The 16,756-nt window shown below is 40.2% G+C and carries 15 protein-coding genes; 7 read left to right on the top strand and 8 right to left on the bottom strand.

Features of this window, described 5'->3' with window-relative positions; all coding sequences use genetic code 11:
• Positions 1-376 precede the first annotated feature (376 nt).
• Entirely contained in the window at positions 377-646 is a 270-nt protein-coding gene (rpsO, locus tag M1F91_RS05785) for a 30S ribosomal protein S15 (RefSeq protein ID WP_001018251.1), read from the bottom strand.
• A gap of 205 nt (positions 647-851) precedes the next feature.
• Between rpsO and M1F91_RS05780 the strand changes: the two genes are divergently transcribed.
• From M1F91_RS05780 to thrS, 3 genes are all read left to right on the top strand, one after another.
• Positions 852-1,226: a hypothetical protein gene (locus M1F91_RS05780; protein WP_247912971.1), complete on the top strand. Its 375-nt coding sequence runs from the start codon at positions 852-854 to the stop codon at positions 1,224-1,226.
• A gap of 291 nt (positions 1,227-1,517) precedes the next feature.
• Positions 1,518-1,907 carry a hypothetical protein gene (locus M1F91_RS05775; protein WP_247912970.1) on the top strand — a complete coding sequence of 130 codons (390 nt, stop codon included), beginning with the start codon at positions 1,518-1,520 and terminating at the stop codon, positions 1,905-1,907.
• Between the two features lie 102 nt (positions 1,908-2,009).
• A complete protein-coding gene (thrS, locus tag M1F91_RS05770) occupies positions 2,010-3,953 on the top strand; it encodes a threonine--tRNA ligase (protein ID WP_247912969.1) in 1,944 nt (647 codons plus the stop codon).
• Positions 3,954-4,165: 212 nt separating this feature from the next.
• Here the strand turns inward: thrS and M1F91_RS05765 are convergent, their stop codons facing one another.
• The 6 genes from M1F91_RS05765 to M1F91_RS05740 all read right to left on the bottom strand — a co-directional run bounded on the left by M1F91_RS05765 (position 4,166) and on the right by M1F91_RS05740 (position 11,146).
• Positions 4,166-5,215 carry a DUF389 domain-containing protein gene (locus tag M1F91_RS05765; RefSeq protein WP_247912968.1) on the bottom strand — a complete coding sequence of 350 codons (1,050 nt, stop codon included), beginning with the start codon at positions 5,213-5,215 and terminating at the stop codon, positions 4,166-4,168.
• A complete protein-coding gene (locus tag M1F91_RS05760; protein ID WP_001253404.1) occupies positions 5,212-5,535 on the bottom strand; it encodes a potassium channel family protein in 324 nt (107 codons plus the stop codon). The genes M1F91_RS05765 and M1F91_RS05760 overlap by 4 nt, the downstream gene beginning before the upstream one ends.
• 631 nt (positions 5,536-6,166) lie before the next feature.
• Positions 6,167-8,158, bottom strand: a complete 1,992-nt coding sequence (locus tag M1F91_RS05755; protein WP_247912967.1) for an ABC transporter permease — start codon at positions 8,156-8,158, stop codon at positions 6,167-6,169.
• Position 8,159: 1 nt separating this feature from the next.
• The gene (locus M1F91_RS05750) at positions 8,160-8,918 is read right to left on the bottom strand and encodes an ABC transporter ATP-binding protein (RefSeq protein ID WP_006152604.1); all 759 of its coding nucleotides are present in this window, start codon (positions 8,916-8,918) and stop codon (positions 8,160-8,162) included.
• 583 nt (positions 8,919-9,501) lie between these two features.
• Positions 9,502-10,476 (bottom strand): ATP-binding protein, encoded by a 975-nt coding sequence (locus M1F91_RS05745; RefSeq protein WP_247912966.1) that lies wholly within the window; start codon positions 10,474-10,476, stop codon positions 9,502-9,504.
• On the bottom strand, positions 10,469-11,146 hold the full coding sequence (locus tag M1F91_RS05740) for a response regulator transcription factor (RefSeq protein WP_000548968.1): 678 nt from the start codon (positions 11,144-11,146) through the stop codon (positions 10,469-10,471). Before M1F91_RS05740 ends, M1F91_RS05745 begins: the two co-directional genes overlap by 8 nt.
• Before the next feature lie 95 nt (positions 11,147-11,241).
• On the opposite strand from M1F91_RS05740, the gene M1F91_RS05735 reads away from it, so the two are divergent.
• The gene (locus M1F91_RS05735; RefSeq protein ID WP_247913023.1) at positions 11,242-12,318 is read left to right on the top strand and encodes a DUF2974 domain-containing protein; all 1,077 of its coding nucleotides are present in this window, start codon (positions 11,242-11,244) and stop codon (positions 12,316-12,318) included.
• Between the two features lie 104 nt (positions 12,319-12,422).
• A complete protein-coding gene (locus tag M1F91_RS05730; protein WP_247912965.1) occupies positions 12,423-13,052 on the top strand; it encodes an MBL fold metallo-hydrolase in 630 nt (209 codons plus the stop codon).
• 38 nt (positions 13,053-13,090) lie between these two features.
• Here the strand turns inward: M1F91_RS05730 and M1F91_RS05725 are convergent, their stop codons facing one another.
• The gene (locus M1F91_RS05725; protein ID WP_247912964.1) at positions 13,091-14,983 is read right to left on the bottom strand and encodes a M13 family metallopeptidase; all 1,893 of its coding nucleotides are present in this window, start codon (positions 14,981-14,983) and stop codon (positions 13,091-13,093) included.
• A gap of 180 nt (positions 14,984-15,163) precedes the next feature.
• Here M1F91_RS05725 and M1F91_RS05720 point away from each other — a divergent pair, with 180 nt between their 5' ends.
• Both M1F91_RS05720 and M1F91_RS05715 read left to right on the top strand, forming a co-directional pair.
• Positions 15,164-15,886, top strand: a complete 723-nt coding sequence (locus tag M1F91_RS05720; protein WP_006152594.1) for a metal ABC transporter ATP-binding protein — start codon at positions 15,164-15,166, stop codon at positions 15,884-15,886.
• Positions 15,883-16,731 (top strand): metal ABC transporter permease, encoded by an 849-nt coding sequence (locus tag M1F91_RS05715; RefSeq protein WP_004251242.1) that lies wholly within the window; start codon positions 15,883-15,885, stop codon positions 16,729-16,731. The genes M1F91_RS05720 and M1F91_RS05715 overlap by 4 nt, the downstream gene beginning before the upstream one ends.
• Positions 16,732-16,756 lie beyond the last annotated feature (25 nt).

Genomic DNA, 16,756 nt, shown 5'->3' with positions numbered 1-16,756 from the left:
AGCCTTATTTTCAAGATGTGCTCAATTGAACACGGCCTAAGCACTTGGCAAAAAATAAAAAGCCCCCTGAAGTCAGAGAGCTGATTTGAGCTCGGGATTAAATCTTAGTGAAACAAAAAATCTCCCCGAAGGGAGATCATTCTGGTTTACTTTACCTTACAGTGCTAGGAACCGTAACCAAAGATTATACTTGAGTATATCGAGGTAAGGTGACAAAAATAAGGCTACTCTAGTTGAGTAGCCTTATTTTCAAGATGTGCTCAATTGAACACGGCCTAAGCACTTGGCAAAAAAGATAAAATCTCCTAGAAACTGAAGTTTCTTCGTCAATTTTCCTATTTTTGCTTTGTGCTTTTGACGGCCTTTGTATCTTGAATTAACGACGAAGTCCAAGAGAGTTGATCAACTCACGGTAACGGTTAACGTCGTTTTTACGCAAGTATGCAAGCAAGTTACGACGGCGACCGATTTTCTTCATCAATCCACGGTAAGTAGCGTGGTCTTTTTTGTGTTGTTTGATGTGTTCGTTAAGGTGGTTGATTTCCCAAGTAAGGACAGCAACTTGAACCTCTACTGAACCTGTATCACCTTCGTGACGTGCATATTGTGCAATGATTTCATTTTTTTTCTCTTTTGAGATTGCCATGATGTTTCTCCTTTTTATTTGGCTTCATCCGAGTGACAGGTTGGCATGCCTGTAACCAAGAAGAAGTTATTTGTCTTTACGACATTTCTTATTCTACCAATAACTAAGTTCTTTGTCAACTGATTTACTATCCATACCTCAAATGTGCTATAATAGTTATAGGAAGGATATCTAAGTAGACATCTTGAAAAGAGAGGTGATTACCATGCGTAAATACTATCGTTACCTCCCCTACTATTTGGTCATATTTTTCTTTTATTGGCCACTTTATGAGCTGTTATTATGGACTATTACTAAAAACTATATCTTGAAGGAGCTCACCATCGGCAACGTTATTATCTTCTCTCCACTAGTGACTTTCATAGTATCACTATTCTACTCTTATCGTTTCAAGTTCTCAGTTTGGTGGTTAATTGGAGTTGGCTTGCTCTTTTGCTTTACCATCATTACTTTCGGAGAATTTATCTTTCTCTACTTCCTAGCCTATGAAATCTTTGCCCTCGCGGGTATGGCTGTCGGTGCCGCTATTAAGAATCTAGTGCAAAAACTGAAAAGGAAAAAACTTTCACAAAATCCTTGAAAAATCTCACAATCATGCTATAATAATGCATAGAGACAAGTCACTTAGCCCCTTTCTACCAGAGAGTGCGTGGTTGCTGAGAACGCATAGGAAGACTAAACTGATACTACTCTACTGACTTTTATGCAAACATAAAACGGTGGCCACGTTAGAGCCAATCAGAGGTGTCCCTCTTTTTTGAGGAACATAAATGAAGGTGGAACCACGTTGCGACGTCCTTTTTAGGATGTCGCTTTTTGTTTGGAGAACTATTATTACTGGCTTAGGATAGAATATAAACATAAATTGAATATGGAGGTTGATATGAAGAAAGCATTGCCCTGGGTAATTTCCTGTACCTTCCTTATAGTTTATGTGTGGCTAATGAAAACTCTTAGTCTATGGGGCTTGGAGTACATTGTTGTCTTTTCATTTTTTGCATTTGTTCCTCTTATACCATTTCTTGCTCCTTTTCTCGGTATCTTAATGTTTTTTAAGAAAAAGAGACTCGTTATATCAGGATATCTTTTAAGTCTTACTACTGGTATTTACTTGTTCAATGCTCTCAGAAGCTATCCAATTATGATATATATGACTGGCGAGATGACTGATGAACAATATATGTCTTTAATCCTTTCCTTGGTATCATATCTATTCATTTCGACACTTTTCTTTATTTTTAGAATGAAAACTCTAAAGTAAGGCTAGTATAGATATTCAATTATCATCATTCTGTGCAAATAACAATTTCCTATTTCTTCAAACCTCTATTCTAAAATACGATAAATTTTTAAGGAGAAAACCATGATCAAAATTACTTTCCCAGATGGCGCTGTTCGTGAATTCGAATCTGGCGTTACAACTTTTGAAATTGCTCAATCAATCAGCAATTCTCTAGCTAAAAAAGCTCTTGCTGGTAAATTCAACGGCAAACTCATCGACACTACTCGTGCGATCACTGAAGATGGAAGCATTGAAATCGTGACACCTGATCACGAAGACGCTCTTGACATCTTGCGTCACTCAGCAGCCCACTTGTTCGCTCAAGCCGCTCGTCGTCTCTTCCCAGACATTCACTTGGGTGTTGGTCCAGCTATCGAAGATGGTTTCTACTACGATACTGATAACCAAGCTGGTCAAATCTCTAACGAAGACCTTCCTCGTATCGAAGAAGAAATGCAAAAAATCGTTAAAGAAAACTTCCCATCTATTCGTGAAGAAGTAACAAAAGATGAAGCCCGTGAAATCTTCAAAAACGACCCTTACAAGTTGGAATTGATTGAGGAACACTCAGAAGACGAGGGTGGCTTGACCATCTACCGTCAAGGTGAATACGTGGACCTTTGCCGTGGCCCACACGTCCCTTCAACAGGTCGCATCCAAATCTTCCACCTTCTCCATGTAGCTGGTGCTTACTGGCGTGGAAATAGCGACAATGCTATGATGCAACGTATTTACGGTACAGCTTGGTTCGACAAGAAAGACTTGAAAAACTACCTTCAAATGCGTGAAGAAGCCAAAGAACGTGACCACCGTAAACTTGGTAAAGAGCTTGACCTCTTCATGATTTCTCAAGAAGTTGGTCAAGGTCTACCATTCTGGTTGCCAAATGGTGCGACAATCCGTCGTGAGTTAGAACGCTACATCGTCGATAAAGAATTGGCTTCTGGCTATCAACACGTTTACACTCCACCACTTGCTTCTGTAGAGCTTTACAAGACTTCTGGTCACTGGGATCACTACCAAGAGGACATGTTCCCAACTATGGATATGGGAGATGGGGAAGAATTTGTCCTTCGCCCAATGAACTGCCCACACCACATTCAAGTCTTTAAACACCATGTTCACTCATACCGTGAATTGCCAATCCGTATCGCTGAAATCGGAATGATGCACCGTTACGAAAAATCTGGTGCCCTCACTGGTCTTCAACGTGTGCGTGAAATGTCTCTGAACGACGGTCACCTCTTTGTGACTCCAGAACAAATCCAAGAAGAATTCCAACGTGCTCTTCAGTTGATTATCGATGTTTATGAAGACTTCAACCTAAACGAGTACCGTTTCCGCCTCTCTCTTCGTGACCCTCAAGATACTCACAAGTACTTTGATAACGATGAAATGTGGGAAAATGCCCAAACCATGCTTCGTGCTGCCCTTGATGAGATGGGTGTTGACTACTTTGAAGCTGAAGGCGAAGCAGCCTTCTACGGACCAAAATTGGATATCCAGGTTAAGACTGCCCTTGGAAAAGAAGAAACTCTTTCTACGATTCAGCTTGACTTCTTGCTTCCAGAACGCTTCGACCTTAAATACATCGGAGCTGATGGTGAAGAGCATCGTCCAGTTATGATCCACCGTGGGGTTATCTCAACTATGGAACGCTTTACAGCGATCTTGATTGAAAACTACAAAGGTGCCTTCCCAACATGGCTTGCACCACACCAAGTAACCCTTATCCCAGTTTCTAACGAAAAACACGTAGACTACGCTTGGGAAGTAGCGAAGAAACTCCGTGACCGTGGTGTCCGTGCTGATGTGGATGAACGTAATGAGAAAATGCAATTCAAGATCCGTGCATCACAAACTAGCAAGATCCCTTACCAATTGATCGTTGGTGACAAGGAAATGGAAGACGGAACTGTCAACGTTCGTCGCTATGGACAAAAAGAAACGAACACTGTGTCAGTAGAAGAGTTTGTAGCAGCTATCCTAGCTGATATCGCCAACAAATCTCGTGTTGAGAAATAAAACGATCACAGTCTGAGAAACATTTTTCAGTAAGAAAAAGCAACAACTGAAATAGTTGTTGCTTTTTTATATTTTGATTAAGCTGAGCTAGTAGTGATTGGTCAAACCACCACAAATAGTATTCTCATCAACAATCCTTTCTATCCATTAACTTTTGGATATAGGATATCCTCCCAAGATTTGCTTCCATGAGTTAGATAAGTTGACTATCCTCAGTCCTTGTCTGCCTCAATTTCTTTTACGATGTCATCTTGTGAATCTTTTTCAGAGAGTTTTTGATCGATATACTTGTCAATGTTTTCGTAAAATTCCTTAATCGTCTCACTGTCTAATTTTGTCGAATTGTTGAATTGCTTGACTTTCAATTGAACAGATTGAATACCGTAAGAGGCTTGTTTTTGGTGGAGTGTTTCTAATTCTTCTTCTGAAATCGGATCTCCAACAACCGTCAAGACCAATTCATTGTTACTTGACTTGTAGACTTGATTAATAACCGTATAATTGGCGAACTCTTTTCCTACAAACTGTTTGATCCCTTCTTTGCGCGCTTGTTCTATTGTCAGAGTAACTGCCGAATAGCTAGCTGGAAGAATCAACAATACAATCAAGGATATCAACCCAATTCTCATTTTAATGCTCAGCTCTTTAAATGAAGTTAAAGGAGATTTTCTCATCAAAATTCTTGTTCCAACAATGTTGGCTAGCATGATAAAGACACAGTTGATCAAGAAAAGATAGAGAGCCCCCAATAAAAATCGTACATTCCCATTAGCTAAACCATAGCCAGCAGTACAGATAGGCGGCATCAAAGCTGTAGCAATGGCTACTCCTGGCACGATATTGTTTGCTTCTTTTTTCCTTGAACCGATCACACCAGCAATCCCACCAGCAATAGCAATGAGAACATCCCAAATGGTTGGAGAGGTTCGTGCGATCAACTCGCTACTTGCATAAGACAAGGGAGAAATCCAGAAATACAGAGTCGAGACAAGCAAACTGACCAACACTTGAGTCAATAAAACCTCTAGAGATTGCTTGATTAAACGCGTATCAAAAATAGCTAAACCGAATCCCAGTCCAACAATCGGTGTCATGAGAGGTGAAATTAACATGGCTCCAATAATAACAGCTGTTGAATTCATATTTAGACCGATAGAGGCAATAAAAATTGCACACATCAAAATCGCTGTATCTCTCAATCGAACATGAAGGTCATCGTATAATTTCTCACGGTATTCCCGTGTTGAATAATTGGCAGTCATTTGTCCTCTCCTCTTTCCTTATTTAAATCGGTATAATAATTAATAATAACAGCTGATAAACAGCCAAAAAATATGAGCCCATAAATCGTCAAGAAGACACTGGTAATCCTTCCAATCAAGGTCACAGCTAGGAGATCCCCGTAGCCGACAGTCGTCGAAGTCACAAAAGCATACCAAAGACCGTCTCCGTAATTTGTGATAGCAGGTTCAACTAGGAAAAGCACGCCTCCTGACCCAAAAACAAAGGTCACAAAACTCAGAGCAAACCGAGTAAAACCCGTAACCTGTATAATATGCCATAACATTTTTAAACGTCTCATTTGTTCTCCTTATTCATACTAGCTCCTGACCGAGCCGTTTTTTCCAATAATCAAAGTGAAGATAGGACATGATCTCCATCAGAGAAAGATAGACAAACTGATAGATCTGATTTAAGCTGATTATCAACTGATATTGTTTGAAAAATGACTGGAAGAAAGACCAGATATGACTGTCTTGAATCAGTCCCTTCTTAACATTATATCAAAAATTTTACAGTCTTTCTCTGAAGAAATCAATTAATTTAAAAGATAGAGAAAGGAAGAAATTTTTGTATCCTTATCCGAAGAAGAAAAACGATATCTCCTCTGAAAGTAGATACCGTTTTAATGTTTAAACATGATGAGTTTGTAGCAGCAATTCTAGCTGATATCGCCAACAAATCACGTGTTGAGAAATAAGAGATAAAACCTGGTACAAAATCCTAGCTAGCTAAAAAGAGAGTGGGACAGAAATCGTTAATTCGTTAGAATTCGATTTCGTCGTCCCACCTCCGCACAGTTGAGTAGGGCTGTAAAAGCTGATGAAATCAGCGTAGTAGAGCCCACTCAACCACTGCGTCTTACTCGACAATCCAAAGACAATTGAGAGGCTAGGATTTCTGTCCCACTCTCTTTTTTGATGTTTCTGTTTTTACATTTGAACAATTCTACGATAGCTTCTTGAAGTAATCATAAAGATAAGTACGTAGATGAGGGCAAAGATACCACAAATAGAAAGTGTTACACTTAACATCATAGCTGTATCTACTACCCCAATGACCTTAAGAATCAAACTTAACATATGATAGGCAAAAGCCAAGTGTAGGAAAGCAAAGATTACAGGGAGGAAGAAAACAGTCAAGACCTGCTTGTTAATGGTTTGTTTGATTTGTTTTTGATCCAAGCCCACTTTTTGTAGGATGACAAAGCGTTCACGATCCTCATAACCTTCTGAGATTTGTTTATAGTAGATAACGAGTACAGTTCCAATCATAAAGATGATAGAGAGGAAAATACCAATAAAGAGAACTCCTCCAAAGAGAGCATTCATTTGGGCAATTGCGTCACTTGCAGTGCCTCCACCATAAACCATGCCGTCTTCATTTTTGAGATTATGACTAAAATTATTTACAAACTCCTCAAAATCATCAGATAGCTTTAACTGTTCCTCTAGACTAGCTGTTACATCCATACCACCGTAGAGCTGTGTGTATACAGCTGAATCCTGGTACTGTTCCAAAAAACTTTGAATATCAGCTACTACAAGATAGTTATAATCCGATACCAATAGTACATAGGGATTAGAAACATGATTGGCAATAAAATCCTGCTGGATTGCTTCCTTGATCGTATAGTTCTGATTGTTCAGACTAAATGCTTTCTGTCCTTTAAGTTGGTCGTTTCGAGCCCAAAGTCCTACTTCGTTACCAGTAAGGTTTAGCTTTTGTTCAGTCATTTTTTCATAATCTTTTTGATCAAAAACCAGGAAGACTGTCTTAGGCATGACATTGTTTTGCCCTTTTTCAAAGATGGTTAATTTGGTCCCCTCTTGACTCGAAAGACCGAAACTTGCATAATTGAGGACGTCCTTATTGCTGACGGTTAGGTTCTTTTCACTAGCGTATTGAGTCAAAAGCTTGTCTAAATCTTCAACTTCTACATGTTGTCCCTTAACATCAAAATCGTGAGGATACATGAGTTTTTTCATATTCTCAGATCCGTTGTAGATACTAGTAGCTGCAGACATAGTGATTAAAACCATGGTTGAAAGGATGGCAATGGTTGCTAATCCGACCGCATTTTTCTTCATACGAAAGATAAGGTTAGAAACAGAGATGAGGTTGTTAGGTTGGTAGTAATATCTCTTATTTTTCTTGAGCAACTGTAAGAAAACTGTAATACCAGCATTGAATAAGAGATAGGTCCCTACAATAACTAACATAACCGCAATAAAGAAAGTAGCGACAGCTTTGAAAGCATCTGTTACGCTTAGTGCTAGGTAGTAGCCACTTCCTAGAGCTATTAGCCCTACAAGTGTCTGAAGAACTAGGAAACGCCCCTTCTTCTCACCCTTCGCTTTTTCTCTAGAAAGCTGGAGAGCATCCATACGGATAATGCGTACAGCGTTCAGGAAAACGATGACTAAAAAGATAAAACCGAATACCAGAAGGATTGAAAGCACTACGGACCATTGGAAAGTTGCAACTAACTCTACCTTCATCTTTGCAAGTTTAAGTAGCAAAGCGAAAATCAAATTATCAAAGAGGGCACCAATTCCAATCCCAGCAGTGACTGTTACTAGCCCAAATATCAAGAGTTCCTTAAAAGTCATACCAATTAAATGGCGTTTTTCTAATCCCAACATGCCATATACACCCAGTTCTTTTGAGCGATTTTTCATGACAAAACTGTTGGCATAAAGAACAATAATGGCAGATGCAAGTGTCACAACGACAAGCCCTAGTTGTAGGGTAAATTGTATAGCAGACGCACCACGCAAATCCACAATTTTAGGATTAAAGGCTAGGGAATAAAAGAGATAGCTAATTGTGACTGCCAAAATGACAGACAGAGCAAAAGGATAATAGAGTTTGCGGTTTTTGATTAAGTTGGATATGGCCAACTTATTGGTTAATCGAAACATACTAGTTCACCTCACTTGCCATAACAGTCAAGGTGTCAGAGATTTCTTGGAACATCTGACGATCCGTCTTTTCACCACGGTAGATTTGATTATAGAGAATACCGTCCTTGATGAAAAGAACACGTTTTGCACGACTTGCTGCAGCTGTTGAGTGGGTCACCATGAGAATGGTTTGCCCTTGCTCGTTGATCTGATCAAAGATATCAAGGAGGGCTGCAGATGATTTAGAGTCTAGGGCACCTGTTGGCTCATCCGCAAGAAGAATTTCTGGTTCTGTGATGATAGCCCGTGCAACTGCTACCCTTTGTTTTTGCCCTCCAGAGATTTCATAAGGGTACTTCTCCTGCAATTGATTGATGCCAAGATTTTCGGCCGTCACGACCAATTTTTTCATCATTTCTGTAATAGGCTTTCTAGACAATACCAAAGGGAGTAAGATATTGTCTTTAACAGAAAGCGTATCTAACAAATTGAAGTCTTGGAATACAAAGCCTAACTTTTCACGACGGAAGCTTGATGCTTCAGAATTTTTAATGGTAGCTGTGTCAGTTCCGTTTAGGAAGACCTGCCCACGCGTTGGCTTGTCAAGCATAGCCAGAATATTGAGTAGAGTAGATTTACCAGATCCAGACTCACCCATAATAGCAACGTAGTCGCCTTTTTCAACGGTAAAGTGAATATCTTTCAGAGCTTCTACTTGGTTGCCTTGAAAGCGAGTTTTATAAATCTTTTGAACGTGTTTTACATCTAATAGTGTCATTTTAACTTCTCCTTTTTAATATCCCATTAATTGAAACTGAGCTTGCATCATTTCGATGCCGATTTGAACTCGCTCGATATCCTTCGGACTTGGCTTACTTGTTTGTTTCTTTTGTAAAATTGTTTTCATGGTTCCTCTCCTTTTTCTTTATGCTCTAAGTTTACTCCAAAAAAAGAGGACTTGCCATAACATAACCTTACAAAAGAGGACTTTAATCTTACATTTTTGTAAGATTAAACTATTTTATACTCAATGAAAATCAAAGAGCAAACTAGGAAGCTAGCCGCAGGCTGTACTTGAGTACGGCAAGGCGAAGCTGACGTGGTTTGAATTTGATTTTCGAAGAGTATTATCTGATTGGAGCCTTTTTTCTCACCATATCAAGGTCTAAAGAAGAGAGTGGGACAGAAATCGGTAATTCGTTAGAATTCGATTTCGTCGTCCCACCTCCGCACAGTTGAGTAGGGCTGTAAAAGCTGATGAAATCAGCGTAGTAGAGTCCACTCAACCACTGCGTCTTGCTCGACAATCCAAAGACAATTGAGAGGCTAGGACTTTTGTCCCAGCCTCTTCACAATTCTTTTCATTCAATCAGTAGATTCACTTCAGAGAACTTAATTCTCACCGTTGTTCCTTGCCCAAGTTCGGATTCTATTTGAATCTGATGTCCTAATTCTTGGCTGATTTTCTGGGTTAGATAGAGCCCAAGTCCAGATGACTGCTGGGTCATTCGCCCATTATATCCTGAAAAACCACGTTCAAAGACTCGCAACCGATCACTGTTTTTTATACCAATCCCAGTATCTTTGATGCAAAGGTCTGAACCTTCCATGTAGATTTCAACCCCACCTTCATTTGTGTACTTGAGACTATTTGATAGGATTTGTTCAATGACTACCAACAGCCATTTTTTATCCGTCACAATCCTTCTATCCAAGTCATGCAGATCGACACTTAGACCTTTCTGGATAAAGAAAATGGCATATTTGCGAATGACTTCCTTGACCAGATCTTCTATATTTTCTTTCTTCAACACCAAATCATCATGGAAACTTTCTAAGCGCAGATATTGGAGTACGAGATTGGTATAGGAATCAATCTTAAAAATTTCCTGCTCCAACTGTTGCTTCAGTTGGCGATCCTCCACCTCACTCACTAGGAGTTTACTGGCTGCAATTGGTGTTTTTATCTGATGAACCCAGAGTGTATAGTAGTCCACCAAATCATTATAGCGGTTTTCAGCATCTGATTTCTTTTGATAGAGTTCAGATTCGCTTTTCTCTAATTTTTCAGTTAGAAGGACTTCCATTGGTGACTTAGCTTTTCTTTCGCCATAGAGCAATTCCTTACGATAACGTTGCAATTCTATCAAGAAATCAAATACCAAAAACAAAAATGTCAAAAATGTAGATAGAAAGAAGAAATAGTTAAAGTAGGGCCCTTGCTTATCAAACAAGATTTCAAAGAGAAAAAGCAAACCTGTAAGCGATAGAATAAAAGCAAAAAAACGGCTACGCGAACGGATATAAGCTAGAAAAAAACTTTTAATATCAAGCATGTTTCAATCCATACCCTATCCCTTTCTTGGTTTCGATAAAACCAATCAAACCTTCTTCCTCTAGTTTCTTGCGCAAGCGAGCGACATTAACAGATAAGGTATTGTCATCGATAAAAAAGTCACTGTTCCAGAGTTCCCGCATCAAATCATCACGCGCTACGATATTTCCTGCATGCTCAAATAAAACCCTCAAAATCTGAAATTCATTCTTGGTTAGGCTGATAGCTTTGCCATTGACATGCACATCCATAGACTTGGTATTGAGGATAACTCCTGCATACTCTAGGAGACTCTCATCTCGTCCAAATTCATAGGAACGGCGCAATAATCCTTGTACCTTGGCTAAAAGGACCTGCTGGTCAAAAGGCTTGGTTACAAAATCGTCAGCTCCCATATTAATAGCCATCACGATGTCCATAGCCTGGTCTCTTGAAGACAGAAACATAATAGGAACTTTGGAAATCTTGCGAATTTCCTGACACCAATGATAACCATTAAAGAGAGGCAATCCAATATCCATCAGGACCAGATGAGGCTCAGACTGAACAAATAGCGTCAGAACTTCCATAAAGTCTTCTACCATGACTACTTCAAAACCCCATTCAGAGAGCATTTTCCCAACTTGCTGACGGATTACTGGATCATCTTCTACTAGTAAAATCTTATGCATCTGCTCCTCCTTTTTTTATATTATAGCAAAATTCTTCTGACTACTAGCGAAATTGATGCAAATCTGATATGATAAAAGTTAAGAAAGGAATTCTCATGGCCAATATTTTTGACTATCTAACCGATGTTCAATACGATTCTTTTTATGATCTTCCCTTAAATGAACTGGATGTACTTGCTTTGACAGAGCTGACTTATCTTCCTTTTGATGACTTATTGGACCAGCCTGTCAATCGTTTAAGCAATGTCGCAACAGGTGTTCCGCGAGAAAGTACCATGTTGACCAATAAAGAACGTCTGCAACTTTTGGACCAGCTTGCCCAACACAAACGTTTTAGAAATTGCAAACTCTCTAACTTTGTAAACGAGATTGACACTAAGCAACAGAAACAGTTCGCTGCTATGACCTATCGTCTGAACCTAGATACTTATCTGATTGTCTTTCGTGGAACAGACGACAGTATTATTGGCTGGAAGGAAGATTTCCATATGACCTATATGAAGGAAATCCCTGCCCAAAAGGATGCTCTTGAATACTTGGAAGATTTCTTTAAACAATATCCAAAACAAAAAGTACTTCTTGCTGGGCATTCTAAAGGTGGAAATCTAGCCGTCTATGCTGCAAGTCAAATCCAGCCTGAATTGCAGGAAAAGATATCAGCAGTTTATACCTACGATGCTCCTGGTTTGCAGGCTCATCTGACAGAAACGACTGGTTATCAAGATGTTATCCCTAAATTTCACCGTTATGTCCCACAAGGTTCTGTCATCGGCATGATGCTAGAAGTTCCTGATACTCCTACCGTTGTCAAATCTACGGCTCTCGGTGGAATCGCTCAACACAATACTTTCAGCTGGCTAACTGAAGGACACCACTTTGTCCAACTAGAGGAAATTAGTAGCGAAAGTCTACAAATCAAAGACGCTCTTAAAGAATGGGTGGACAGTGTGCCCGATGAAGAACTCGAGCTCTATTTTGATCTCTTTTTCGGAACCATCCTAGAATCTGGAATCACTTCCATCAACGATTTATCTTCTAGAAATGCTATCGACCATGTTCGACAACTTGTTTCTCAAGCCCAGACACTAGAGCCCGAGCAAGTTGAAATCTTAAAAAACCTGACACAACTCCTACTGGATGCACGCTTCCAAGCCTGGAAAAATCATTTTTAAAAAGTTAAAAGTCCCTTCCTTTATGGAGGGACTTTCTTGTTGATTCCTTATTTTATTCTTCTGTGTTATACTAGAAACTGTAAATCTTTGAAAGAGGAAATCCTATGAAAATCCATAAAACTGTGAATCCTATCGCCTATGAAAATACTTATTATCTTGAAGGGGAGCAACACCTGATTGTAGTCGATCCTGGTAGCCATTGGGAGGCCATTCGAAAGACTATCGAAACCATCAACAAACCGGTCTGTGTCATTCTTCTGACCCACACTCACTACGACCATATTATGAGTCTTGACTTGGTCAGAGATACTTATGGAAATCCTCCAGTCTATGTGGCAGAAAGTGAAGCTTCTTGGCTCTATACCCCTGTTGACAACCTTTCAGGTCTCCCTCGACATGACGATATGGCAGATGTCATCTGCAAACCAGCTGAACACACCTTTGTCTTTCATGAAGAATACCAGATTGAAGAATTCCGCTTTACAGTCTTACCAACGCCAGGCCACTCTATCGGTGGAGTTTCATTGGTTTTCCCAGATGGACACTTGGTCTTAACGGGAGATGCCCTTTTCCGAGAAACCATTGGTCGGACAGATTTGCCAACTGGTAGTATGGAACAACTCCTTCATAGTGTCCAAACCCAGCTTTTTACTCTCCCAAACTACGATGTCTATCCAGGACACGGTCCGGCTACAACCATCGCGCACGAAAAAACTTTCAATCCATTTTTCTAAAACATAAAAACCAAGGACAAACATCCTTGGTTTTTTGATTACCAAATAATCACACGGTCTTCTGGTGAACGCCACATGCCGTCGCCTTCTTTGACATCATAGGTTGTAAAGAAGTCATCAAAGTTTGGCACTTGGACGTTAACACGGAGTTTAGCCGGAGCGTGTACGTCGACGCTAGCCATGAGTTTCATCAACTCTGGGCGACCTTTCATACGCCAGATACGTGCAAAGTTATGGAAGAACTCTTCAGCTGAGAAATCTGGCTCTCTCTTAGCAGCTTCTAGCGCTGCAGCGATTCCTCCAAGGTCGGCAACGTTTTCGGACACGGTTAGTTTCCCATTGATTTTTGCACCGTAAGATTCTTGACCATCAAACTGGTCGATAACCTTCTGTGTTTTTTCTTTAAAGGCTGCGTAGTCGCTCTCTGTCCACCAATCCTTGAGACTTCCATTTTCATCAAAGGAAGCTCCATTAGTATCAAAGGCGTGAGAAATTTCATGGGCAATAACCGCACCAATACCACCATAGTTGGCAGAAGATGACTGATGCAAGTCATAGAATGGTGCCTGTAAGATAGCAGCTGGGAAGACAATCAAGTTCTTTTGTGGATTGTAGTAGGCATTGACCATATGAGCAGGCATTCCCCACTCCTTGTAGTCAACCGGCTGATTCCACTTGCTCCAGCTGTGCTTAATTTCTACACGCGCAAAGGCTAGGGCATTCTCAAAGAGGCTAGCAGATTCATCCACTACCTTGTCCTTATAGCGAGCTGGTAGCTCTTCTGGATAACCGATATAAGGTTTGATGACATTAAGTTTGACGATGGCTTTTTCTCGAGTTTCAGGAGTCAGCCAGTCATTTTTAGCCAAACGTTCCTTATAAACGTCAATCATGGTCGCCACTTTTTTCTCTACGTCCGCCTTGGCTTCTGGAGAGAATTTTTCGTGGGCATACCAAAGGCCGAGAGCTTGTTTAAAAGGTCCTTGAGCTAAGTGGTAAGCTGCCTTGCGTTTGTCTTGAGCCTCTGGAACTCCTGAAAGAGCTCGTCCGTAGGCACCTGACAAGATACGAATCTCATCTGTCAGATAACTAGTCGAAAGATTGACCACACTCAAGATCAAGCTTGCCTTGAGTAAAGGCCAAGCTTCCTCACTATAAAATTGCTCTGCTGCTTGCCAGAAACGTTCTTCATCTACGATAACCTTATCTGGAGTTTGTCCAATCACAGCTTGGAAGAAGTCATCGAGAGGTAGGGCAAGCGCAAACTTTTTGAAATCTTCATAAGAATAAGGATGGTAAAGTTTGGCATACTCTGAACTCTCTTCGTTTGAAAGTACGACAGCTGAGATACGGCGGTCCAATTCCAATCGTTTCTCTAGCAAATCTTCGATTTCTTCATCTGAGAAGTTATAGGCTTTGAGAAGATTAGAAGTACTTTCTTTCCAAAGGTTCAATAATTCCTCACGCTGAGGATGGTCTTCCGCATAGTAGGTTGTATCAGGCAAGATAGTTCCTGGTGCACTAGCCCAGAGAACATTGGTTCTAGCATCCATAAAGTCTGGTGATACTCCAAATGGAAGGAAGTTTGGTTTACCAGCTAATTCAAATGCTGCTAGTTTACTTGCAAAATCCGCAAAACTTTTCAAATCTTGGTATTCCTTAAGCAAAGGAAGGACTGGTTTGATTCCATCTGCTTCTCGTTTGTCAAAATCTCTGACCATACTATGGTACTTGACAAAGTTTGCTAGGATAGCATCTTCTGGCACATCTTCACCTGCCAACCATTTGTCGGTTGTCGTTAGCATCAACTCTTCAATTTCTTCGTCAAGGTCGATAAAACCACCTGTTCTCGATTTATCTGCTGGAATAACAGCAGTCTTTTCCCACTCACCATTTATGGCATCATAAAAATCATCTTGATAACGTGTCATCTTGTTCTCGCTTTCCTAATTTCACTTATTCTTAGCTTAGCAAAAATCCCTGGGGAATGCAATTAAAAATGCCGTCTCTTACTGATCGATTTCATCATTAATATTTTAAATTTTTACCAAAATTAACTTGACTTAAAAATAAAATTAAGGTATATTAAAATCCAGGAGGAATACAACTGTATGATACGTATCGAAAACCTCAGTGTCTCCTACAAAGAAACGTTGGCACTTAAGGATATTTCACTAGTGCTCCAAGGACCAACGATTACCGGAATTATTGGTCCAAACGGTGCCGGGAAATCAACATTATTAAAAGGTATGCTGGGCATTATCCCACATGAAGGACATGCTTTTATCGAAGATAAAGAAATGAAAAAATCTCTTAAGAAAGTTGCCTATGTCGAGCAAAAAATTCATATCGACTACAACTTCCCTATCAAGGTAAAAGAATGTGTCTCTCTGGGACTCTATCCATCCATTCCACTCTTTCACACTTTAAAAGCAAACCACTGGCAAAAGGTGGCTGAAGCACTAGAAATTGTTGGACTTTCTGACTACGCAGATCGTCAGATTAGTCAACTCTCTGGTGGCCAATTCCAGCGTGTCTTGATTGCCCGTTGTCTAGTTCAAGATGCTGATTATATTCTCTTAGACGAGCCCTTTGTGGGGATTGACTCTGTCAGTGAAGAGATCATCATGAACACGCTGAGAGAACTTAAAAAAGCTGGCAAGACTGTCCTTATCGTTCACCATGACCTCGGCAAGGTTGCCCATTATTTTGACCAGGTACTCCTTCTCAACAAGGAGCTAATTGCCTTTGGTCCAACAAAGGAGACCTTCACCCAAGCCAATCTCAAACAAGCTTATGGTGACCGACTCTTTTTCAATGGAGGTGACCTATGATTGCAGAATTTATAGATGGATTGCAGAACTTCCACTTTCTCCAAAATGCCTTGATTACAGCTGTTGTGATTGGTATTGTTGCTGGAGCGGTCGGATGCTTTATCATTCTCCGTGGTATGTCCCTTATGGGAGATGCTATCTCGCACGCTGTCTTACCTGGTGTAGCTCTTTCTTTTATTTTAGGAATTGACTTCTTTATTGGTGCTATCATCTTTGGACTGCTTGCCTCTGTCATCATCACCTACATCAAGGGGAACTCTATTATCAAGAGTGACACTGCCATTGGGATTACCTTTTCATCTTTATTGGCTCTGGGCATTATCTTGATTAGTGTGGCTAAAAGCTCGACTGACCTCTTCCATATTCTCTTTGGGAATATCTTAGCTGTGCAAGACATAGACATGTATATTACCATCGGTATGGGAGCTCTCATTCTATTGATTATCGGGATTTTCTTCAAGCAACTCTTGATTACATCCTTTGATGAACTCCTAGCCAAAGCTATGGGCATGCCAGTTAATTTCTACCACTATCTACTCATGATACTCTTGACTTTGGTGTCAGTGACTGCTATGCAAAGTGTCGGAACCATCCTTATCGTAGCCATGCTGATTACTCCAGCCGCGACAGCTTATCTTTACGCCAATAGTCTAAAGACCATGATTTTTCTTTCATCAGGCTTGGGAGCTCTAGCTTCTGTCTTGGGACTTTTTATCGGTTATAGCTTTAACCTGGCTGCAGGTTCAAGTATCGTGCTGACATCTGCAAGTTTCTTTCTCATCAGTTTCTTTATCGCACCAAAACAACGTTATCTGAAGCTGAAAAATAAAAAAATCAAACAATAATGAGGGAGCCCCTCTGGAGGAATAT

Origin of the sequence: Streptococcus sp. oral taxon 431, assembly GCF_023110115.1 — a bacterium.
Taxonomy (GTDB): Bacteria; Bacillota; Bacilli; order Lactobacillales; family Streptococcaceae; genus Streptococcus.
Note: the sequence above shows the minus strand (reverse complement) of the source record. Positions and strands in the feature narration are given on the sequence as shown.